Origin of the sequence: Peribacillus deserti (assembly GCF_016909175.1) — a bacterium.
Classification (GTDB): Bacteria; Bacillota; Bacilli; order Bacillales; family DSM-1321; genus Paraperibacillus; species Paraperibacillus deserti.
On sequence record NZ_JAFBFI010000002.1, the window covers coordinates 340,529 to 360,216 of the forward strand.

At 38.7% G+C, this 19,688-nt stretch carries 26 protein-coding genes; 6 read left to right on the forward strand and 20 right to left on the reverse strand.

The window, feature by feature from the left end; all coding sequences use genetic code 11:
• The first annotated feature begins 63 nt into the window (after positions 1 to 63).
• The 3 genes from JOC77_RS03790 to JOC77_RS03800 all read left to right on the forward strand — a co-directional run bounded on the left by JOC77_RS03790 (position 64) and on the right by JOC77_RS03800 (position 2,784).
• A complete protein-coding gene (locus JOC77_RS03790; protein WP_204538797.1) occupies positions 64 to 1,212 on the forward strand; it encodes a CapA family protein in 1,149 nt (382 codons plus the stop codon).
• Positions 1,213 to 1,708: 496 nt separating this feature from the next.
• Positions 1,709 to 1,999, forward strand: a complete 291-nt coding sequence (locus JOC77_RS03795; protein ID WP_204538800.1) for a HesB/YadR/YfhF family protein — start codon at positions 1,709 to 1,711, stop codon at positions 1,997 to 1,999.
• Between the two features lie 68 nt (positions 2,000 to 2,067).
• Positions 2,068 to 2,784: a nucleotidyltransferase domain-containing protein gene (locus JOC77_RS03800; RefSeq protein ID WP_204538803.1), complete on the forward strand. Its 717-nt coding sequence runs from the start codon at positions 2,068 to 2,070 to the stop codon at positions 2,782 to 2,784.
• Between the two features lie 254 nt (positions 2,785 to 3,038).
• Here JOC77_RS03800 and JOC77_RS03805 read toward each other — a convergent pair whose 3' ends face one another.
• The 10 genes from JOC77_RS03805 to JOC77_RS03850 all read right to left on the reverse strand — a co-directional run bounded on the left by JOC77_RS03805 (position 3,039) and on the right by JOC77_RS03850 (position 11,955).
• Positions 3,039 to 3,368, reverse strand: a complete 330-nt coding sequence (locus tag JOC77_RS03805; RefSeq protein ID WP_239558573.1) for a PadR family transcriptional regulator — start codon at positions 3,366 to 3,368, stop codon at positions 3,039 to 3,041.
• A 127-nt stretch (positions 3,369 to 3,495) separates the two neighbouring features.
• Positions 3,496 to 3,795, reverse strand: coding sequence for a hypothetical protein (locus JOC77_RS03810; RefSeq protein WP_204538807.1), 300 nt, complete (start codon positions 3,793 to 3,795; stop codon positions 3,496 to 3,498).
• A gap of 53 nt (positions 3,796 to 3,848) precedes the next feature.
• Positions 3,849 to 4,274 (reverse strand): acyl-CoA thioesterase, encoded by a 426-nt coding sequence (locus tag JOC77_RS03815; protein ID WP_204538810.1) that lies wholly within the window; start codon positions 4,272 to 4,274, stop codon positions 3,849 to 3,851.
• Position 4,275: 1 nt separating this feature from the next.
• Positions 4,276 to 6,633: an AAA family ATPase gene (locus JOC77_RS03820; protein ID WP_204538813.1), complete on the reverse strand. Its 2,358-nt coding sequence runs from the start codon at positions 6,631 to 6,633 to the stop codon at positions 4,276 to 4,278.
• A gap of 133 nt (positions 6,634 to 6,766) precedes the next feature.
• A complete protein-coding gene (tlp, locus tag JOC77_RS03825; protein ID WP_204538816.1) occupies positions 6,767 to 7,000 on the reverse strand; it encodes a small acid-soluble spore protein Tlp in 234 nt (77 codons plus the stop codon).
• 130 nt (positions 7,001 to 7,130) lie between these two features.
• Positions 7,131 to 7,274: an acid-soluble spore protein N gene (locus tag JOC77_RS03830; RefSeq protein ID WP_204538819.1), complete on the reverse strand. Its 144-nt coding sequence runs from the start codon at positions 7,272 to 7,274 to the stop codon at positions 7,131 to 7,133.
• Positions 7,275 to 7,342: 68 nt separating this feature from the next.
• Positions 7,343 to 7,474: an FbpB family small basic protein gene (locus tag JOC77_RS03835; protein WP_204538822.1), complete on the reverse strand. Its 132-nt coding sequence runs from the start codon at positions 7,472 to 7,474 to the stop codon at positions 7,343 to 7,345.
• Between the two features lie 430 nt (positions 7,475 to 7,904).
• Positions 7,905 to 8,414 (reverse strand): peroxiredoxin family protein, encoded by a 510-nt coding sequence (locus JOC77_RS03840; RefSeq protein ID WP_204538825.1) that lies wholly within the window; start codon positions 8,412 to 8,414, stop codon positions 7,905 to 7,907.
• Between the two features lie 142 nt (positions 8,415 to 8,556).
• Positions 8,557 to 11,280, reverse strand: a complete 2,724-nt coding sequence (acnA, locus tag JOC77_RS03845) for an aconitate hydratase AcnA (RefSeq protein WP_204538828.1) — start codon at positions 11,278 to 11,280, stop codon at positions 8,557 to 8,559.
• A gap of 405 nt (positions 11,281 to 11,685) precedes the next feature.
• Positions 11,686 to 11,955, reverse strand: coding sequence for a hypothetical protein (locus JOC77_RS03850; RefSeq protein ID WP_204538831.1), 270 nt, complete (start codon positions 11,953 to 11,955; stop codon positions 11,686 to 11,688).
• Positions 11,956 to 12,091: 136 nt separating this feature from the next.
• Between JOC77_RS03850 and JOC77_RS03855 the strand changes: the two genes are divergently transcribed.
• Both JOC77_RS03855 and JOC77_RS03860 read left to right on the forward strand, forming a co-directional pair.
• Positions 12,092 to 12,226: a small acid-soluble spore protein P gene (locus JOC77_RS03855; protein ID WP_204538833.1), complete on the forward strand. Its 135-nt coding sequence runs from the start codon at positions 12,092 to 12,094 to the stop codon at positions 12,224 to 12,226.
• Between the two features lie 412 nt (positions 12,227 to 12,638).
• Complete coding sequence (locus JOC77_RS03860; RefSeq protein ID WP_204538836.1) at positions 12,639 to 12,839, forward strand: hypothetical protein; 201 nt, start codon at positions 12,639 to 12,641, stop codon at positions 12,837 to 12,839.
• A 153-nt stretch (positions 12,840 to 12,992) separates the two neighbouring features.
• Here the strand turns inward: JOC77_RS03860 and JOC77_RS03865 are convergent, their stop codons facing one another.
• From JOC77_RS03865 to JOC77_RS03890, 6 genes are all read right to left on the reverse strand, one after another.
• A complete protein-coding gene (locus JOC77_RS03865; RefSeq protein WP_204538838.1) occupies positions 12,993 to 13,262 on the reverse strand; it encodes a 2TM domain-containing protein in 270 nt (89 codons plus the stop codon).
• 152 nt (positions 13,263 to 13,414) lie between these two features.
• Positions 13,415 to 14,158: a type I methionyl aminopeptidase gene (map, locus tag JOC77_RS03870; protein WP_204538841.1), complete on the reverse strand. Its 744-nt coding sequence runs from the start codon at positions 14,156 to 14,158 to the stop codon at positions 13,415 to 13,417.
• 101 nt (positions 14,159 to 14,259) lie between these two features.
• Positions 14,260 to 14,916 (reverse strand): FusB/FusC family EF-G-binding protein, encoded by a 657-nt coding sequence (locus tag JOC77_RS03875; protein ID WP_204538845.1) that lies wholly within the window; start codon positions 14,914 to 14,916, stop codon positions 14,260 to 14,262.
• A gap of 219 nt (positions 14,917 to 15,135) precedes the next feature.
• On the reverse strand, positions 15,136 to 15,759 hold the full coding sequence (locus tag JOC77_RS03880; RefSeq protein WP_204538848.1) for a hypothetical protein: 624 nt from the start codon (positions 15,757 to 15,759) through the stop codon (positions 15,136 to 15,138).
• A 55-nt stretch (positions 15,760 to 15,814) separates the two neighbouring features.
• Positions 15,815 to 16,471 carry a Type 1 glutamine amidotransferase-like domain-containing protein gene (locus JOC77_RS03885; protein WP_204538851.1) on the reverse strand — a complete coding sequence of 219 codons (657 nt, stop codon included), beginning with the start codon at positions 16,469 to 16,471 and terminating at the stop codon, positions 15,815 to 15,817.
• 175 nt (positions 16,472 to 16,646) lie between these two features.
• Positions 16,647 to 16,901, reverse strand: a complete 255-nt coding sequence (locus JOC77_RS03890) for a hypothetical protein (RefSeq protein ID WP_377337078.1) — start codon at positions 16,899 to 16,901, stop codon at positions 16,647 to 16,649.
• Between the two features lie 195 nt (positions 16,902 to 17,096).
• On the opposite strand from JOC77_RS03890, the gene JOC77_RS03895 reads away from it, so the two are divergent.
• Positions 17,097 to 17,885 carry a formate/nitrite transporter family protein gene (locus JOC77_RS03895; protein WP_204538854.1) on the forward strand — a complete coding sequence of 263 codons (789 nt, stop codon included), beginning with the start codon at positions 17,097 to 17,099 and terminating at the stop codon, positions 17,883 to 17,885.
• A gap of 82 nt (positions 17,886 to 17,967) precedes the next feature.
• Here the strand turns inward: JOC77_RS03895 and JOC77_RS21525 are convergent, their stop codons facing one another.
• From JOC77_RS21525 to JOC77_RS03910, 4 genes are all read right to left on the reverse strand, one after another.
• Positions 17,968 to 18,102: a hypothetical protein gene (locus JOC77_RS21525; protein ID WP_275585043.1), complete on the reverse strand. Its 135-nt coding sequence runs from the start codon at positions 18,100 to 18,102 to the stop codon at positions 17,968 to 17,970.
• Between the two features lie 225 nt (positions 18,103 to 18,327).
• A complete protein-coding gene (locus JOC77_RS03900; RefSeq protein ID WP_204538856.1) occupies positions 18,328 to 18,486 on the reverse strand; it encodes a hypothetical protein in 159 nt (52 codons plus the stop codon).
• A gap of 58 nt (positions 18,487 to 18,544) precedes the next feature.
• Positions 18,545 to 18,754: a small acid-soluble spore protein SspI gene (gene sspI, locus JOC77_RS03905; RefSeq protein WP_204538859.1), complete on the reverse strand. Its 210-nt coding sequence runs from the start codon at positions 18,752 to 18,754 to the stop codon at positions 18,545 to 18,547.
• Positions 18,755 to 18,848: 94 nt separating this feature from the next.
• Positions 18,849 to 19,283 carry a GNAT family N-acetyltransferase gene (locus JOC77_RS03910; protein ID WP_204538862.1) on the reverse strand — a complete coding sequence of 145 codons (435 nt, stop codon included), beginning with the start codon at positions 19,281 to 19,283 and terminating at the stop codon, positions 18,849 to 18,851.
• Between the last annotated feature and the right edge of the window lie 405 nt (positions 19,284 to 19,688).

Consider the following 19,688-nt stretch of genomic DNA (forward strand, 5'->3'; position numbering starts at 1 on the left):
TATATATTCCTGTCTCAAATCCATATATTATTATATAAACTAGTCTAAAAGCAGGTGTTATAGATGAAAAAAAACTATATAACCGGTGCAATTGTATGTGTGTTCCTTATCGTTCTGATTTCTACTTCCATATTATACATAGACAAAAAAAGCAATCGGCCGGAAAACAGCAGCGGCCGCTTTACTAGTCTCAGCACGCGGGGAAGCTCATTAGAAACGAAGAACTATCAAACAAGCGCAACTCTTGGTGCCATTGGTGATGTTCTGATTCATGATGTTGTATATAAGGATGCATATCGTAAAGGAACTTATGATTTTGATAAAATGTTTAAGCCTGTTATGCCTTACTTACAAAAGCCAGATGTGCTGGTAGCCAACCAGGAATCCATGATCGGTGGCGAAAAACTCGGCCTTTCATCGTATCCTTCCTTTAATAGTCCATATGAAGTTGGAGATACGTTAAAAAGAGCCGGAGTGGATATAGTGACCATAGCAAATAATCATTCTATGGATCATGGAGAAAAAGCCTTATTGAGTGCCATCAGCCATTATAATAAGCTGGAACTCCCCTACACTGGTGCCTATAAAAATTGGGAGGATAGTAAGTCCCTGCGCATTATGTCCCGAAATGGAATCTCTTTTGTCTTCCTTGCTTACACATATGGCTTAAACGGAAATGTCCTGCCAAAAGACAAGCCATATATAGTTGATTTATTTGACATCCATTCCGTTGTAAAAGATATAGCATATGCAAAGAAATTTGCCGATGTAGTGGTTGTCAGCACCCATTGGGGGACAGAGTATCAGCGCCTGCCTTCTCAGGAACAAAAAGGATGGGCTGAAAGGATGGCTGAAGCAGGCGCAGATGTAATTATCGGCCACCACCCTCATGTTCTCCAGCCGATTCAATGGGTAAAAGCGAATGGAAAACAAACACTCGTCATCTACTCACTGGGGAATTTTTTGTCAGGACAAATCAGAGATTATAAAGATATTGGCGGTATCTTAACCGTAAAGGTAACTAAAAAAGTAAGAAACAAGTCAAAGCAAGTATCGGTTGACAGCTTTAGTTTTATTCCAACTTATGTTACCAGCCAGAACAGAAAGAATTTTCGAGTTCTCCCGCTATCACAGGCGGAAAAAATGGGTCTCATCAAAAAGCCGGAATCTTACACAGAAACCATGGCGCATATGTCTCAATGGGCAAAATAATGGAAGCAGCCATGTGCTGCTTCCATTATTATATGAAATGAACCGTCCAGCACCTGCATGGAAGACATGAGAGGGCATTTCATCTTTTGAACCCCTATTTTCAACTCCTAAAAGAATTCCTGATTATTGCATAATCACAAACAAGGTGCACAGCTAAAATTTCCGCCTCATCCAGCCTCCTCCTGCATAATCAGCCGTTAACAAGTATACCTCCAAGGTTATGCCCAGGTATCTTTCCTTTGAAATGGAGGAAATATTATCTCCTCCATAATCTTCCGTTTAATAAAATGTGGTTCGTCCCATTCCATTTGTACCGTTAAGAGATTTTGAACGGATCAGCATCAGAAATCCCTGTTTTGAATTTCTTGTTTTTATAAAACAAATGGTATAGGGCAGTATGAATCCACCTGAACATCCCGAAGCGGCGTATTCGATATTTATCTCTGTATACACTATACTAAGAACTTGAGGATTTGCCGGAAGGAGTTATTTTAAAATGGAAATTAAAATCAGTGATGAAGCAGTTAAATGGTACACTGAAGAAATGAATCTGAAACAAGGCGGCTTTGTCCGTTTTATGGCTCGGTATGGCGGGTGCAGTACCGTACAAAGCGGGTTTTCTCTTGGCCTCAGTAATGATGAACCTATTAACCTTGGAGCTTCTGCTGTGAAAAACGGGATTACCTTTTTTGTAGAAGAAAGTGACTTATGGTACTTTGATAATCACGATTTAATCATTAATTTTAATGAAAGATTTAATGAGCCAGAAATATCTTATGGCAATTAACCTTCATTCTTCTATAATATAATTCAGGCGGCATACACCGTCTGAATTTTTTTTGAAAGGGTGAGAGTATGAAAACTGATCCATTAATCGCGGCTGCCTCCTTCGTAAACTCCCAGTTTCCAGATTGTGAAGCAGCACTGCTGGCAGGAAGTGTTGTCCGAGGCGACTCCACTCCTACTTCTGATCTTGATCTCTTTATCTACATACCATCGCTTCAAAATGAGTATAGAGAATCCTTTTATGATGGAGAATGGATGATAGAAGCCTTCATACATACCTGTTCTTCTTATAAAAAGTACTTTGTCAGTGATTGTGAACGCGGCAGACCTTCACTTCCCCGCATGGTGGCAGAAGGAATAATCTTGAAAAACAGTCCTTCCATTCCAAAACTAAAAGAAGAGGCCGGTGCAATTCTGGCTCAAGGTCCAAAACCCTGGGATTCTGTTACCATTGATTCGAAACGATATATGTTAACCGATTTACTGCTTGATTTAATAGGCACACAGAAGCGCGAAGAAGAAATATTTATTGCTGGAAAGCTCTCTGAGATACTTCACGAATTTATATTGCGGACCAATGGCCAATGGGCTGGAAGCTCAAAGTGGATCTGGAAAGCGCTGCAAAACTATAATCCTGAAGTCGCCGGTGCATTTTTTGAAGCTTTTGAAAAGTATTATAGAACAGGAGAAAAGAGTGCCATCATCGCCTTGGCTGATGCTAGTTTAGAACCATTTGGAGGCAGGCTTTTTGAAGGCTTTTCATTAGGAAAGCAAGAGGCTCCATGAAAACAGATAAGTAATAAACAGGAGTGTGAACAAGAGCTCTTCTCTATTCAATCATGTCAACAGAGATTAGCTGATTCATGTAAGCACATGCCATGGGGCTGCCTGCGATCAAAACAGCAAAAAAGGAACTCGCAGTTCTGGTTCCTTTTTTTGCTGTTTTATGCTCGAATTTATTTCATAACATCTATTGTTGTTTTATGCTGTTTTTTTACAAAATGCATGCTTCGGATTTATTTCGCACGATTATTCATGAATTACCCGCTGTAAAACAGGAGCTTGATCAACATGCTCTGAAAGTAGCTCCATTCTTTTTTTTGATCGTTTAATTCTTTATTACCTTCTTCAGTCAGATGGTAGTACTTTCTTCTTGGACCTTCTCGAGACTCCTTCCAGTAACTTTGGATTAATCCTCTTCCTTCTAGTTTTTTTAGCGCCGGATAGAGTGTACCTTCTTTCATTCTAAGATATCCTTCACTCTCCTTCTCTATTTTTTCTGTTAATTCGTACCCATACATGTCTTTGGACTGCAAAAAAGTAAGAATAACCATTTCTGTTATGCCTTTTAATAGTTCAGATTTTCTCATTGTAATCCTCCTATCCACAGCTATATCGTCACGCGATATACAAATTATCCACAACTGTATCGTATAACAACATAGTGTACAAAACAAGAAAAAAGCCATTTCATTATCAGATAATGGCTTTCCTTGCTTACTTTTTATTTAAAAGAGGTTCTTCTATTCCTTCGGCCTTTAATATGTCCCTCTGTCGATCACCAAATAAATCAAAATGTGGATATCCTTCATTTCTAATATGAATCCATTCTCTTTGCAGACCATACTTCTTACCCCAATCTGCCAGCTTGTCCAAATCGCTGCAGCCCGCTTTCGTGACCGTATTACAGCCAGGAAAGCGATCATCAAGCCAATAATGAGTTAGAAAGGCAATTTCCCCTTGATCTATTTTGAGCTTCCAATTTTCTATATCTTTTCGTTTTATACCAAATGCCATTCTAGCCCTCCTCTAAAAGAAAAGAGAGTTTCTTCATGAAACTCTCTGCTGCATTAAGCTTCGTTTTTCTTATTCTTTTCATATGCTTCATGCCAGTCTGGGAATTTCTTTCTTACAGAAATGGGGCGGAAATTTTCAGCTTTGACACATACATGGGAAGAAAACCCTGTTAATGCAAGCTCTCCTGCGGCATTATACACTTCATATCCATACGTAACACGGATACCATCATATTTTTCAATCCAAGTTTTTACAGTGGCTGTTTCAGGATAACGCACAGGTTTTCTATAGGAAGCTTGAATGTCAGTAACTGGAGAAAGGATGCCAGCCTCCTCCATATCTGCATATTTGAAGCCAAGATCCTGGATCAGCTGTGTTCTCCCTAGCTCCATCCATACAATATAATTGGCATGGTAGACAACACCCATCTGATCAGTTTCCCCGTAGCGTACATCTATTTTCTTTTCCGATACTAACATTTTACCTTTCGCCTCTTTCTCTTCTCTCTAACGTTTTTATAAAATCTTCTTTGTGCAGCTTACCTAACTCCGGATTTATGCTATCAGGATCTTCCAATGACATAACCCGATATGCATGAATCTGGATCACTTCATCTATTAAATTTGTCGCAAATCTGGCATTTCCCTGTACCTTATGTGTATGAAGAAAGCTGGTCAAGTACTCTCTGGCATCCGTTGATAATTCATATTGAAAAGACTCGGCATAAGCCGTTATAATTTCCATGAGTTCGGACGAGGAATAATCAGGGAAATGAATAAACTTTTTAAACCGGGACTTTAAACCAGGATTCATGGTTAAAAGCTGGTTCATTTCATCTGGGTACCCGGCTAGCACGACAACCAGATTTTCATTATGCTTAGTCATTTCATCCACTAGAGTATCAATAACCTCTTTTCCGAAGTCACCTTCTGACCCGCTTAACAATGAATAAGCTTCATCAATGAATAGTACGCCGCCAAGAGCTTCTCTAATTTTCTTCTTCGTTTTTATTGCCGTCTGGCCAACATAGCCTGCAACGAAATCAGCCCTGCTTGCCGTGATTAAGTGCCCTCGCTTCAGCATTCCGCAATCTCTTAAGATTTCTGAATACAGTTTTGCTACTGTGGTTTTACCAGTACCCGGATTTCCAGAAAAAACAGCATGAAGCTGCACAGGTACAACAGGCAGATTTCTTTCTCTTCGAATTTGCTGCAGTTTTACAAAGGATTCAATTGCCTTCATCTCGTCTTTGATCGCAGCAAGGCCGATCAACTGATCTAATCCATTCTTAGGGCTGGTGCTGTGGCCGATATAGTTTGCTGCAAAATCGGTTTTACTTAAAGAAGTGAATTGAAGCAGATTATGCCCCTCTATATGTTCAAGACTGGAGCCTTTTTTAAAGATAGCTTCCATAACCAGAGTGCGCACGGTTCTAGCATTACCAAATGTTTCGTCGACTTTCTCTCTTTCAATCCGTTTCTCAAGTTCAGTCTCTGCTTCGGCAGTAATCACATAATCATTATCAGCCGCGGTTTGATGGGCAATCTGTAATAATTCTGACTCTGAATAATCAGGTAGATCAAATTGATTAGAAAATGGAAACCGGCTTCGGAGCCCAGGATTGGTATTTAAAAATTCGCGCATTTCCTCTGGATACCCAGCAAGTATAACTGAAAATTTTCCGGCATATTCACTATTTGTCATCAGGGAAACCAGCGTATCTATAGCTGTCTGTCCAAAGTCACTTCCTGATGAGTCTGACCTTCTAAGTGCATATGCCTCATCAATGAAAAGTACACCACCGAGAGCTTTTTCGACAACCATTCTAACGTTTTCTTCTGTCTGCCCAACATATGCTCCTACCAATTGAGAGCGATCAACTTCAATCACTTCTTCCCTTGGCAGTACACCTAGCTCGTTGAATATCTTGGCAAATAATCTTGCCAGCGTTGTTTTCCCGGTACCAGGGTTCCCCGTTAGAACCATATTGAGGCTCATTTCATCTTTTGAAATGAAACCTAATTCATTTCTTTTCTTCTGATATTGTAAGTAAATATAGAAATCATTAATCCGTTTTTTAACCTCCGTTAGGCCAACTAAATCATTTAGTTCCTTCATGGAGCTTTCTGTTGTCACTTCTGCTGCATCTTCCCTAAAAAAGTTGCGCCATTTGCTTTTAAGCTCATCAAATTTTTCTAAATGATTTTTTACATCATTAAAATGAACAGCGGTATGGAATACACCTGTTATCGATGCTTCATAATCGAGAGCTGCATGCAAGAGTCCTGTTACTTCTGCTTCTATCTCAGTGACAGCAGAAAGAAGGTCTTTATATCTTTTCGATAATTGAGGCTGAGACTCTTTTTCCATAAGGCTTTCCGCTTCACGTAAATCCTCAGCTGCCTCAACAGCTGTATCCAGAATTTTACGGCATGTATCAATGTATTCGTCCGCCATTTTCTTTTTGGAAGTACGATTGTCGGTTTCCCTAATGTGCGGAAAAGAATAGCCGTCAAAAAGATCACTGTACTGTTTCCATTTAGTTTCTGCCAGAAGCCTGTTTGCCAGCGGATTTTTCCGGTTATACTCTATTGCTGCACTCGTCCATGCCTTAAACAGCTTGTCCTCCCCAACTAATGTTTTTCTAGTCAGCGCTAAGAGACTAAACAGCTCACTTTTAAGGAGATTCGACTCTTCAGATGCTGAAGCTGTACTTTCCAGCATCTCCAGCAGACCGAAAATTCTGGAGTAATTTTGAACATACCCTTTTTCATCAGCTTCTTGGGTTAATAATACGATTTGTTTTTCTATATGTTTTTTATCATTTTCTGTAATCATGTTTATGTCACTTCTTCCAACACCAATTTACTTCTCGTGGACATTTTAAAAAGAGCACGAAAACAAGGTAACCCCATTTAGGGAGTTACCCTTTATCTTAGCATATTTTCCGCCATATTTCGCAAAAAATACCTTACTTGTAGCCGTTCTTCCTGGCAGCCGCCTCTTCTTTGGCTTCTATTCTCATAGATTGAATCGATTCTTCCCGTTTTTGGTTTTTTTCTAAAATTCTCTGCTGCTCCACTTCATTTGAAAAAGCCATACTTGCTTCTGCTTCACTTATATTCTCTAAAGTATTCTGTATCTTTTCCTGAAGCTTTTCTACATTATCACTGCGATCATCCGGATAACTTTTATTAAAAGTCATCACAATACCCTCCCTGCATTCAGCTTATTACAGCTCTTCATGAATATTATCCACCATAATTACATTATGTTAATAAATAAAAAGTCCCTGCCAAAGACAGGGACAAAAAGTATATCAGCTCGGTTTATTCTTATTCACCTTTAGTTTGAATCACTTGTGCATGTTTTCCTGACTTGTCCTGCATTTTTCTTCCGTTATTCCCGCTGAAACCACGCGGTTGTGTGCCGAGGTGACTTGGAACAAAATGTTTAGAATCTCTTTTCGGATTACTCATTAAAAAATCCCTCCTCTATTCTTTTAGTGTCTCAGAGGAGGGAAGATTTCATAATAGATAAAAACTGGTTATTCGGCCTTTTCCAAATGCCGTCTTTCCAGGCGCTGTTCAATACGCTCCATTGCTTTATCATCTTTCAGCAATTCCCGCTTATTTTCCTTAACCAGCTCATCAAATGATAATTTTCTTCTTCTCTTCATAATTTTCACCTTTTCTATTCTTTTCTTACCATTTTGTCCAAATAAACTTAAAATTATGACAAGAATTAAAATTTGTTTTAATATTTCGCTTACCGCCACCAGAAGAACCTTAATCCCCTTGGAGGAAAATCCACAACATGGAACGAAGTATAGAGTTTTAAACGAAAACGAGTTAAGTGGAATGGCTGTGCGAGGGAATAAGCCTCGGAGCGATTTAATTATGTTCTGCGCGAAAAATTTAGGTTTCAGCGCGAAATTTCAAAACTCGCGAAAATCTGGATCTCTCGCGTGAAGTTAATTTCCATTACAAAATCTGGAATACTCCGCTTTCAGCCCAGAGAAATTCCTTACATAAACTCTGCACATGACTCACTTTATTTGTCTAACACTAAACGCAAAAGAAACCAGGCACCTTCGCGCCTGGTTTCTTTTACTTTAAAGCATTCATTTGTTCCGTCATATCTTTTTTAGTCATCGCACCCAAGATTTTTTTCTTGATCACGCCATTGCTGTCAATGAAGTATGTAGTTGGAATGGAAATGACTTTATAGGTTGTGTTTACTTCGTTTTCGGAATCCAGCAATATGGGGAAGGTCATTCCCATTTTGGCGGCAAATCCTTTTACATCTGCTGCGGGATCCATATTTACAGCTAAAATGACTTGATCATCAGCCATTTGTTTTGAGTATTCTTCCATCTCGGGAATTTCTTTTTTACATGGCGGACACCAGGTTGCCCAGAAATTGAGCATCACTTTTTTACCACGGTAGTCAGAGAGCTTCACACTTTTGCCTTCGAGAGTTTTTAATTCAAAATCGGGAGCAGAGTTTCCCTCTTCGATTCCGGGAGATGCCTTTTCTTGTTTGTTGTCCATCGCCTGAACGATTGCTACAGAAAGGAGCAGCAGCAATACGATAGCTGAAAGAACCTTTTTAATCATTTTGTTCCCCCCTTATGCTCGTTATTACCATTATAGACAATTCTCTTTAATATCTATAATATTTTTTTATTTTTAAAAAAAATGAACACAAAAGCTCAATCAAAAAAGGCCTCACATGAGGAGGCCTTTCATTTGGCAGATCTTAAGCTTCAGTCTTTGCAGTCTCTTGAAGTTTTTGGCGAAGTACCATTTGCAGAATACCGCCATGACGGTAGTACTCGATTTCTACTTCACTGTCAAAACGAACTAGGACTTCAAATTCTTTTGTATTTCCAGCTTCGTCCGTTGCAGTAACTTTCAGCAGATCACGAGGCCTTACAGTTTGGTCTAATTGGACATTTATCGTTTCTTTACCAGTCAATCCGTGTGTCTCAGCGTTTTCTCCTGCTTTGAATTGAAGAGGCAGAACACCCATTAACACAAGGTTTGAACGGTGAATACGTTCAAAGCTTTCTGCAAGAACCGTTTTGATTCCAAGAAGGTTCGTACCTTTTGCTGCCCAGTCACGTGAAGAACCCATTCCGTAATCTTTGCCGGCCAGAACAATAAGTCCTGTTCCGTCCTGCTGATATTTCATACATGCATCATAGATGCTCATTACATCACCGGTAGGCCAGTAAGTAGTATATCCGCCTTCTGTTCCAGGAGCAACCTGGTTTTTAATGCGGATATTGGCAAAAGTACCGCGCATCATGACTTCGTGGTTACCACGGCGTGATCCGTAAGAGTTAAAGTCACGTGGTTTTACTCCGTTTGCACGAAGGTAAAGGCCAGCAGGAGTATCCTTGCCAATCGCTCCAGCAGGTGAAATATGGTCAGTTGTTACAGAATCGCCGAATTTAGCAACTACCTTCAATCCATTTAAAGGCTTAACATCTTCCGGATCCGGAGAAAGGCCTTCAAAGAAAGGAGGATTTTGAATGTACGTAGACTGCTCATCAAATGAATAGAGAGAGTCATTATTAGTTTGGATTTCATTCCAGCGTTCGTTGTCCTGGAACACATTTTGGTATTCTTTACGGAAAAGTTCAGGAGTAACCGTTTGGCTGACAACTTCACTGATTTCTTCTTTTGTCGGCCAGATGTCCTTCAAGAATACATCGTTGCCAACCTGGTCTTTCCCGATTACATCATTTTGAAGATCGACGTTTACATTACCTGCCAGTGCATAAGCAACAACCAGCGGCGGTGATGCCAGGTAGTTACCTTTAACCAGAGGATGAATCCGTCCTTCAAAGTTACGGTTTCCTGAAAGAACAGAAGTTACAAGAAGATCTGAATCTGCAACCGCCTTTTCAACATCCATCTCGAGCGGTCCGGAGTTGCCGATACAAGTTGTACATCCGTAACCAACAATATTAAAGCCCAATTTATCAAGGTATGGCTGAAGTCCGGAATCACGAAGATAGCCTGTTACTACTTTAGATCCTGGAGCTAAAGATGTCTTGACATATGCAGGAACTTCAAGGCCTTTTTCAATCGCTTTCTTAGCAAGAAGACCAGCAGCTACCAGTACATATGGATTAGATGTGTTGGTACAGCTCGTAATGGAAGCAATAGCCACTGCACCAGTTTTCATAGTAACTTCTTCTTTATTCAATTTGAAAGCAACCTCTCTATCAAGATCAGCTGCTTCTAGTCCAAAGCCCTGGTTTCCGGCCGGAGCCGCAACAGCTTTTCGGAAAGAAGACTGCATTTCTGAAAGAGGGATCAAATCCTGCGGACGCTTAGGACCAGAAAGGTTGGCTTCAATTAGAGCAAGGTCAATTTCTACGACGTCTGTATATACAGGCTCGATGTCTGGAGTCAGCCATAAGCCATTAGCTTTGCAGTATTCTTCTACAACTTTAATGTGGTCAGCATCACGGCCAGTCAGGTGAAGGTAAGCAATGGCTTCTTCATCAACCGGGAAGAATCCACAAGTTGCTCCATATTCGGGAGCCATGTTTGCAACAGTTGCACGGTCTGCAAGCGGTAATGAAGAAACTCCAGGTCCGAAGAACTCGACAAATTTACCGACTACTCCTTTTTTACGAAGTTCCTGAGTAACTTTTAATGCTAGGTCCGTTGCAGTCGCTCCATTAGGAAGTTCATTAACAAAACGAACACCCACTACTTCTGGCACGGGGAAGTAAGAAGGCTGTCCAAGCATGCCTGCTTCTGCTTCAATACCGCCTACACCCCATCCTAATACTCCAAGACCATTGATCATGGTAGTATGGGAATCGGTACCAACTAATGTATCCGGATACAATTCTATTTCGCCATTTTCACCTTCTGCAGCATGAACAACATCTGCTAAAAACTCAAGGTTAACTTGGTGAACGATACCTGTTGCCGGCGGAACTGCGCGGTAGTTGTCAAATGCTTTTTGTGCCCAGTTAAGGAACTGATAGCGTTCAGCATTACGTTCAAATTCAAGGTCCATATTAAATTTTAATGAATCCATGGAACCAGCTCTATCTACCTGCACAGAGTGGTCGATAACAAGATCCACAGTTTTTTCTGGATTGATTTTATTAGGGTCGCCGCCAAGGTCTGCCATTGCTTTTCTCATAGAAGCAAGGTCAACTACAACTGGCACACCAGTGAAATCTTGAAGAATTACACGTGTCGGCTTGAATGGAACATCCACTTCCTGGACCCCGTCTGTTCCCCATTTTGCTAAGTTTTCAACATGCTCTTTTTTAATAACGAATCCATCTTCTTGTCTTAGTACAGATTCCAAAAGTACTTTAATGGAGTACGGTAAATTAGAAACCTTTGCAACTCCAGCTTCTTCCAATGCATTTAGACGATAGTAATTATAGCGCTTTCCATTTACCTCAAATGAACTGCGTGATTGAAAAATATCTTTCTTTGCCATTAATCAAACACCCCTTTTTGATTCGAAACATTCAATAGTTTAATAGTTAATTGTACATAGGACGGTCCATTGTATAACCAGTCTCTTTAATAATAAGTGATTTCTAGAATAATGTCGAAAAATTCGAACCATGTTTCTAGCAACTTTACATTATTATATTATTCCTCTTTTGCCAATAAGTAAATTAGAAGTATGTTATTGATTAACATAAGGAAAACTTATTGTTCAGCGGTTAACCCAAGGTTCAGCCCATGTTACAACAGATATCTAACTTATAGTCAGAATCTAAACATTATTTTAACATATTTATTTTGAAAACGATTAAATAACTGAATATTTATTTTCGGTAAAAAATCCTTTTAAATAAGAAAGCTGATTACAAGATTTCTGTAATCAGCTTCTTTTTTACTCCATTTCTTCTATTTCTTTCATTATCTGGTGCAATTCTTCCTGATATTGTTTCAGTTGAATCCGCTGGTGTTCCGATGCTACTTCTAAAGCATTTTCAATCTGCTGAAATGCTTCATTTACTTCCTGCTTTAAAGCCTTGACCTGAGTTCCAAAATCAGCGCTGCGATAATCTACTCCGCTGGCTTCATCCCTCGCTTGCTCTACCCCTTGCTGGGCTGCCTGGAATGCCTGCTGTTTATCTTTATGATAAGGATACTTATCCATCGTTATTCCTCCTGTATCAAAGATTCCTTTCTTAGATTGTACGGAAGGAAATAATTTATACTTCGAGAGCCCGCATTCATATCGTATAAACTCAGTGTTATTTATGCAATCTAAGAGTAAGGGGGCTGAAAAGATTATGACTAAAAAAAATGCACGAAGAAATGCACCTGATAATATTAATTCAACCCAGCCGGAACCGATGAGCGGGTCACATAAAGTTAAAAACCGCAACCATTCAAGACAAAAGCATCATGCCCACCATGATATGTAGTATATACTGGACCTTTTTAAGGTCCTTTTTAATTTGCGAGTCCTATATTTATGGTAGTGGAAATTTTTCCGTATGCCAGAACTATGCAATCATCGATTTCCCTTCTAACCACAAAAAAGACGATACTGCTAATCCTGACCTATTATTCGCAACCGGTTATGCAGCCTGCTTCGATAGTGCGCCAATTTTAGTTGCACGACAAGCAAGAAAGCGAATTCAATCCTCTGTTAGTGCTGATTCTACAAATGGGGATTTGGGTTTCCGCGGTACTTGATATTGCTAAGAAGCAGAGAATTTAGTGGATCATAAAGAGATATAGATGAGCATACTTTTTCCTGAATATTCCTTTATTAATAAGCTTTAATGAAGAAACATGCACTTGGTTACATTAATAGTCTGGAGGTGAAGAATAATGGCAGAGAAAAACCAGATACAATCTAATTCATGTGTAAATCAATCTCTTGAGAACCAAGAGGCTGTACCAGGCATGGATGCTTCTGCTACTTGTGACAACCAGGCAGAAGCTGCCCGTCACCAGGCTGGATCTTCAGGCAAAACCGGAGCTGAATTTGCAAGTGTCGATAATTCTACGACGAGAAAATTAGAACCTTAACGAGTTTGTTTACGTTCAGCGGACTTTAAAAATTTATTTAAAGAACACCTCCCGCTAAGGAGGTGTTCTGCCATTTTCGGAAGCTTTTTTCGTTTTGGCACTTGTAACCGGTACAGATAAGCAGAAAACTGACTACGAGAAGCATATATTCAATTAGTCTTGTTTATTCATATACTCTTTTATTTTTCTTTCTTCCCACTCTGAGCCGAAATTTCCAAATACTACAGTCGATAAACCATGTACAATTAATCCAATTCCCCAGCCGCAAAGCGGGTATACAAACCACCAGTTCCCTGCATCGGAACTTAAATTAATAAAAAGAAGCATAATATTTACGAGAACATAAACGGCTGCATGCAGGTAAAAAGCTTTGAGGTTCTGAACTCTTTTTTTCGCTTTTAGATACTGCTCATTCTTTTCCAATAAAATACCCCCGCAATCCGAAACAATATTTATTTTTACTCTGATTCATATATAATACTACCGCATTTTAACAATATGTGAATTTGCATAAACATTTATTCAATAAAAAAGAGCCGCTGCCATGAGCGCCTCCAACAAGCTGCATTATTATTTTAAAGAGTTATAATGATCGGACCATTCTTAGTCAGGATGATGGTGTGTTCACACTGTGCTACGAAACTGTTTTCAGTTACATAAGTCCACTCGTCGTTCTCATATTGAAAAACTTCTTCTTCTCGGGTTGAGATAAATGGTTCAAAGGCAATTACCATGCCTTCCTTCAATAGCTCATCATCCCATGTTTCATTGTAATTATAGATATGATTAGGAGATTCATGTATCGTACGTCCGATTCCATGTCCTGTAAGATTTTTAATGACAGTAAGGCCGTTTTTTCTGGCAGTTGCAAATACAGCTTTGCCAAGGCCGCTTTTCTTAGAACCTGGTTTCGCTTTTTTGAGGCCAGCTTCAAAGGCTTCAATAGCCGTGTCACAAATTTTTGTTAAAATCGGGTCGCCGTTTCCCACTACAAACGATATGCCTGTATCGGCAAAATAACCGTTTTTAGAGCCAGAGACATCTATATTTACAATATCCCCCTCCTGGATCACGCGCTTACCAGGAATGCCATGTGCCACTTCCTCGTTTACACTTATACAAGTATAGCCGGGAAAATTGTATTCACCTTTTGGAGCTGAAATAGCACCATGTTTTTCAAATAGGCTTCCAGCGAAATCATCAAGTTCCTTAGTCGTAATGCCCGGTACAGTTTTTTGTACCAATTCCTTTCGAATCAAGGAAACGATGCTCCCGATTTCCTTTAATCCGATAAAATCTTCTTCTGTTTTTGCTATCATATTAATTCCCATCCAATATAAATTATATTTTATTAACAAGCGATTGTATTAGAATATCCTTTTTTTGTGGTAAAATCCATTATTCTGTCCTCCAGAGATTCTTACCCATTTTCCTGGAAGATTTCCTTAATGAACGTTTCAAGATAATTGACGCTTGTCATTTTTTGATTGCATATGGAACTGTCAAAACAGATATAGTTGCCAATAGCTTTATAGTAATCCGGATTGTTAATCTTTTTAGCTTTTGTTACAGACGATATAAAAGCTACCTGCCCATGAGTATTGCAGAAAGAACAAACATTATTTCGGCTTAGCAAATTGTATCTGCATTCAATCCCAACTAATTTCTTATTCATCTCATAAATTAAAAATTTTTTATTTGTACCTATATCCGTCCAGCTTAGATAAGTGATGCTTTCCAAATCAATGGAATCTAAATTCGGCATTTTCAACTTTTTATTTTTAGGGAACATTTTTTTTATTTGCTGGTCCGTTATATTTGGAAATAAAAGTAAAAAAGATGATGCATTTTCCAAATAATGATCGAATTCGGCTTCCGTTTTTAGCCGGGACAAATCAAGCACATCCAGCTGATTGTCTGCAGCGTTTGGAAAAAGGTCGATAATCTTTGAATAAGCACTATCTTTCACTGCATTAATCACATTTTTATCGGAACCTTTTTTGTAAGAATCTTTAATAACGTCCACTTGTTTTCTAATAAAATTAAATTCATGATTTCTAATGAATTTTTCAGCCATTATATGCCTCCGAAACATAATTTGGTTTTCCTTTCATTATATAGAATAGTCGAAGAGAACTCATGTACAAAACAATATAGAAACAAATTCTCCACATATAAAGCACTACTCATTTAACAATAAAATAAGTAGTGCTTCTAACAGTTTATTTACATTTCAGCTGCAAAAAAAAGGCGGATTACGGGAATCTGCACACTGGCCGGATTGCCTCCTCTTTATTTATTTTCCTTTGGTTTTCTTTATTCTGCAGGAAAAGACGTACACATTTTCATTTTCCTTCAGGATGGTTTTTAATGAATTAGGTTCATTTAATACTGGTGTTAGTATGTCAGTTTTGAGTGAATTATGGATATATGTTCCGATAACGACGAATTTGTCATGCTGAAGCTTTTTTTCCCCTGCTAGGGAATCGGATGCAAACGCTGCCCCTTCTTCGACATCCAGCTTTTCTACGGTACTTCCCTTTGCACCTTCAAGTGTTGCAAACCAAAGACGTTCTTTTTGATCGCCTGGTAAATAGTCTAATCCTATAGAAATACGGGATTCTCCTTTATTCAAAGAGCTGGACATATGAATAAACGTTTGCTTTAACTGATTCTCAGCATAATGGTCAACTTTAACTTCCACCGTTTCATTTTTAGTTAATAGCAGTTTATAAACAAATAATTCACCTGGATCAATGGGAGTCAAAGAGCTGAATTCTTTTTCTTTCTGAGTTAATGTATAGGGCTGTATGGATGAATAGCTGGATTCTTGATTTTTGGTATTCTGGACTGGGTGATTTGTACACCCGCTGCTGATAGAGAGAGTTATGAGCAGCAAACTGAATAATTTCATTTTCATTAATTACTCCACTTAAAATTATTTGTACCATTTAATACCTGTTTTACTTGCTCATTTATGTAGTCGACTCTACGTTATTAGCTGTATACCTATATACCTTTTTACCCTCTTCAAAAGAAAGCTTTTCATTAATAAAATAGGCGCAGGTTCCATCGTCTAATCCAAAACCAATAGTTGCGTTTGTTTTCATGACTGCTGTTTTTAGATTTTCTTCTTCATTCCATTTAGAAAAATGAACACTAACTACACAATCATTTAATAACCCAAGTCCGTCAAGAAAAAGATGGACGTTCTTTTTGTTGTCAATTGGAGGGATCACACAGATAGAGGGGCTAATGAGTGCTCCTGCTGAAAATCCTGCTACCGGAACTCCATTTTGATACATGGCTTGAATACATTTGCCAACCTCAGTGCCAACTATATATTTCTGATATCGCTCAGTATCCCCGCCGCCAATAATAATTCCTGTGCATTCTGAAAGGTTACTGACTATTTCCTCTGGAGAGATATGAAGAGGTATATATATGTAATGATGAATTCCATTTTCCTTTAATACCGCAGTGTACCTGTTCATATAATCCTGCCAGCCGTCTCTTTCTATAAATAAAATGGCAGTTTTTCCGATCTTAGAGACAAGCCCGGCAAATCTTCTTCCCATTTTTTCAAGAAAGGGAGGACTTCCCCCATGCAAAAATAAATGCCTGTCATTCAATTTAATCACCTCCAAATTATGATTCTAATTATATTCTATATGGACATAAAAAACCTTTGTTCCTGGAAAAAATTGTATAAGAAAGGTTAATTACCGACTAAAACGAAGACATTCCCGTCCGGAGCTTTCATTACAGCAACATGCCCTCCTAGGGAATTTGGAAAAGGAGAACGAATCATTCTACTTCAGCATTTCCTTTCAAGCTTTCGTAAGTTTTAAGCACATCATCGACTAAGATTTCTATTTCTGTAAATGGAAGATCGCTGTTGTTTTTTAATACTAATTCTGAATCACCTTCAGGAAATCTCATACCAACAAGTCTCCAATGTACTTTAGTATCCTGAAATGTATTCCTCCATTTTGTCTGTATAAATGGCCGCGCATTCAATTTTTTTCCACATTCGGTTGCCTCCAAATATTTTTCATCCATATAGAATAAAAACCAATTCCTCTATATCGTGCTCTTTTTGAACAGCTGCAGAACAAGGGCGGCCCTGTCCAGTTCTTCTTCATACTAACTCATGGGCTACTTTCTTCATTTTATCAAACATATTTTTCTACCATTATTATGTTTATATATTTACCTTCTCTGGGAAATATTAAGGAAACATAGGGAGGTTAAAAGATGGCGTATCATCCACCGAGGAAAATAGCTGAAATTGCAATTGATGCTGGTGTCAAAAAGGTTGCCCTTAATTTGAGAAGTATGCTTGTTCTAGGATTTCTGGGAGGCGCGTTCATTTCCATAGGTTTTTTGCTTGATATTAGGGTGTCGGCGGATTTGCCGGCGGATTGGGGGACATTTGGTGCCTTTATAGGTGCAGCCGTTTTCCCGCTTGGTCTTATTTTGATTATTCTTGCTGGCGGAGAGCTTTTAACGGGCAATATGATGGCTGTCCCTTTAGCCTACTATATGAAGCGAATTACTTTAGGCTCTTTATTAAGAAATTGGGGAATCATCACACTTGCTAACTTTGCAGGAGCTGTTTTTGTAGCATACTTTTTTGGACATATTGTTGGGTTGACAGAGGAAGGGGCTTATCTGGCTAAAACAGTCTCAATTGCTGATCATAAAATTCATGAAGGATTCTTGGAAAGTTTGGTCTCGGCAATAGGGTGCAACTGGCTCGTGGGATTGTCTGTCTGGCTTGCGTATGGTGCCGAGGATATGAGCGGAAAAATCCTGGGAATCTGGTTTCCCATCATGGGATTTGTAGCCATCGGTTTTCAGCATATTGTGGCAAATATGTTTGTAATTCCTGCAGCTATTTTTGCAGGTCATTCCAACTGGGCCGAATTTATTCATAATTTCATTCCTGTTTTTATAGGAAATGCTATTGGCGGCAGCCTTTTCGTTGCAATGGCCTATTATCTATCCTTTAAAGATGACTTAACCCAGACTGAAAAGGGCTGATAATCCCCCGGGTATTTTTTGCTTATGAATTTTAAGCAATGCCCGGTTTTTTGTTTTTTCTAAAATTGTATCCCTAAACCATTTAGCGATTTTTTAATTCTTCCATTAATTCTTTCCTATGGATATAAAAATAGATTAAATAGGGCAGGCATAAGATAAATAACATTTGAGCGGCGGTTAATATTTCTTCTAATATACCCAGAATTTGTTCCTTCATATTTCCTCCTCGGCAATACGCCCTTTAAACAGGAATTCTTCTATCCATAAATACCTTTTGCGTTCAATATAACATAAAGGCAAGTTCGAGAAAAATAATTATTTTCAACTTTTCTGTTATTCTAGATATTAATTGTTTTTTCAGCAAAAAAAGCAGTTCTTCCAATCGAAGAACCGCTTCATGAAAGGCTGTCATAAACAGCTCTGGTCTTTCTGGTTTCTCAGGTCATCCGCCTTGCGTGTCTGCACCGCTCAGTCCTGCTGGATCGATCACTTCATTATTTCCAGTATCTTTAGCACCTTTGCGCTCTTGGTCAGTTTCGAACTCTACATTGGGATCCATATCTCGTGCTTTCTTTAACAGCTCATCATTGCTGCCGCTCATACGTTCACCTCCAAATTTTGGCTTTACAGTCAAATGCCTAAAGTAATCACTATTGTAATTATTTAGCTAAACCGCCGGCTAATCGCTGAAGCATCTCTTTCTTATCGTTCTCAGAAGCATTTTGCCAAATGATTTCAAATAACACTCCTAGTCCTGGAAGCATTAATTCTTCCCCGCTTTGGACAGCGTCAACTATTGTATCTTCTAATTCTTCCCGGGAATTTCCCGTTACATTCTGAATGACTGCATTTCGAATATTGATAGCCATGATGATCCCTCCATTATTTTTAGCTCTCATCATAGTTTTTCGCGAACTTGGATAAATATGTATCATTATTGAAAAACAAAAAGCACTCCTCTGTTCAGGAGCGCGCTGTTAAATCTTTTTTTAAATAATAATGAGTGTATTCTCCTCCTGCATTTTCAATGCTTCCAAAAACATCGTAACCCTGCTTTTGATAAAAGCCCAAAGCCTGAAAACTCAGAGTATCAAGTTTAATGAAATCACAGTTTTTATCTATTGCAATTCTTTCCGCTTCTGAGAGCAACTTTTGTCCATACCCAGCCTGACGGATTTTAGAATCGATAAATAAATAATGAACCTCCATCCAGTTCCAGCGGATTTCACTTAGTATGCCGCCCCATACTTTGCCTGTCTCATCCTTCAGATATAAATTAACCTCCTCATGCCGTCCCTTTAACTCATCACGAAAATGCTGAGCATTAAACTCATACATTTTTTTATTAATAATATCTTTATCTGATGTATTTTGCTCTGCGGAAATAACTAATTCCATTGCTTTTCCTCATTTCTAGCTTGATAAAAAATTTTTCTACTGCTTCGGCCATACTACAAGCGCTTTATTAAATTTTGGGATTCTACGGATGGATGAGCGGCTTTATAAAGCTTCTTAGCACATGCCTCCCTCGCTTTTTGAAAGCAAAACTTAAAGAATATTTTTCCTGCACCTTTATTTCTAAAGCCATTTGAGAAATGTATATAAGAAAGGTCAAGGTATTCTTTCCTGGTACCAAAGAGCTCTCCTTCAACACTAGCAAATCCAAATAAATGGCTATGCAAAGACTCCTATAATGATACCTCCGGACCTTAAACAATCTTGAAGGGTCTTGATGACAAGCTTCTTTACTTCATTGTTCCAATCAATGATAAACGAATCAGCTTTTAATTTGTATTGTTCATT

Coding starts and splice junctions, on each gene's coding strand:
- JOC77_RS03855 (WP_204538833.1), top strand. CDS start 12,092: ATGACTAAAAAAAATGCACGAAGAAATGCACCTGATAATATTAATTCA.
- tlp (WP_204538816.1), bottom strand. CDS start 7,000: ATGACTTTTAATAAAAGTTATCCGGATGATCGCAGTGATAATGTAGAA.
- sspI (WP_204538859.1), bottom strand. CDS start 18,754: ATGGCTATCAATATTCGAAATGCAGTCATTCAGAATGTAACGGGAAAT.
- JOC77_RS03800 (WP_204538803.1), top strand. CDS start 2,068: ATGAAAACTGATCCATTAATCGCGGCTGCCTCCTTCGTAAACTCCCAG.
- JOC77_RS03795 (WP_204538800.1), top strand. CDS start 1,709: ATGGAAATTAAAATCAGTGATGAAGCAGTTAAATGGTACACTGAAGAA.
- JOC77_RS03860 (WP_204538836.1), top strand. CDS start 12,639: ATGGCAGAGAAAAACCAGATACAATCTAATTCATGTGTAAATCAATCT.
- JOC77_RS03895 (WP_204538854.1), top strand. CDS start 17,097: ATGGCGTATCATCCACCGAGGAAAATAGCTGAAATTGCAATTGATGCT.
- JOC77_RS03880 (WP_204538848.1), bottom strand. CDS start 15,759: ATGAAAATGAAATTATTCAGTTTGCTGCTCATAACTCTCTCTATCAGC.
- JOC77_RS21525 (WP_275585043.1), bottom strand. CDS start 18,102: ATGAAGGAACAAATTCTGGGTATATTAGAAGAAATATTAACCGCCGCT.
- JOC77_RS03810 (WP_204538807.1), bottom strand. CDS start 3,795: ATGGCATTTGGTATAAAACGAAAAGATATAGAAAATTGGAAGCTCAAA.
- JOC77_RS03890 (WP_377337078.1), bottom strand. CDS start 16,901: ATGGATGAAAAATATTTGGAGGCAACCGAATGTGGAAAAAAATTGAAT.
- JOC77_RS03850 (WP_204538831.1), bottom strand. CDS start 11,955: ATGGATAAGTATCCTTATCATAAAGATAAACAGCAGGCATTCCAGGCA.
- JOC77_RS03815 (WP_204538810.1), bottom strand. CDS start 4,274: ATGTTAGTATCGGAAAAGAAAATAGATGTACGCTACGGGGAAACTGAT.
- JOC77_RS03805 (WP_239558573.1), bottom strand. CDS start 3,368: ATGAGAAAATCTGAACTATTAAAAGGCATAACAGAAATGGTTATTCTT.
- JOC77_RS03840 (WP_204538825.1), bottom strand. CDS start 8,414: ATGATTAAAAAGGTTCTTTCAGCTATCGTATTGCTGCTGCTCCTTTCT.
- acnA (WP_204538828.1), bottom strand. CDS start 11,280: ATGGCAAAGAAAGATATTTTTCAATCACGCAGTTCATTTGAGGTAAAT.
- JOC77_RS03790 (WP_204538797.1), top strand. CDS start 64: ATGAAAAAAAACTATATAACCGGTGCAATTGTATGTGTGTTCCTTATC.
- JOC77_RS03820 (WP_204538813.1), bottom strand. CDS start 6,633: ATGATTACAGAAAATGATAAAAAACATATAGAAAAACAAATCGTATTA.
- JOC77_RS03835 (WP_204538822.1), bottom strand. CDS start 7,474: ATGAAGAGAAGAAGAAAATTATCATTTGATGAGCTGGTTAAGGAAAAT.
- map (WP_204538841.1), bottom strand. CDS start 14,158: ATGATAGCAAAAACAGAAGAAGATTTTATCGGATTAAAGGAAATCGGG.
- JOC77_RS03910 (WP_204538862.1), bottom strand. CDS start 19,283: ATGGAATTAGTTATTTCCGCAGAGCAAAATACATCAGATAAAGATATT.
- JOC77_RS03830 (WP_204538819.1), bottom strand. CDS start 7,274: ATGAGTAATCCGAAAAGAGATTCTAAACATTTTGTTCCAAGTCACCTC.
- JOC77_RS03900 (WP_204538856.1), bottom strand. CDS start 18,486: ATGAGCGGCAGCAATGATGAGCTGTTAAAGAAAGCACGAGATATGGAT.
- JOC77_RS03875 (WP_204538845.1), bottom strand. CDS start 14,916: ATGGCTGAAAAATTCATTAGAAATCATGAATTTAATTTTATTAGAAAA.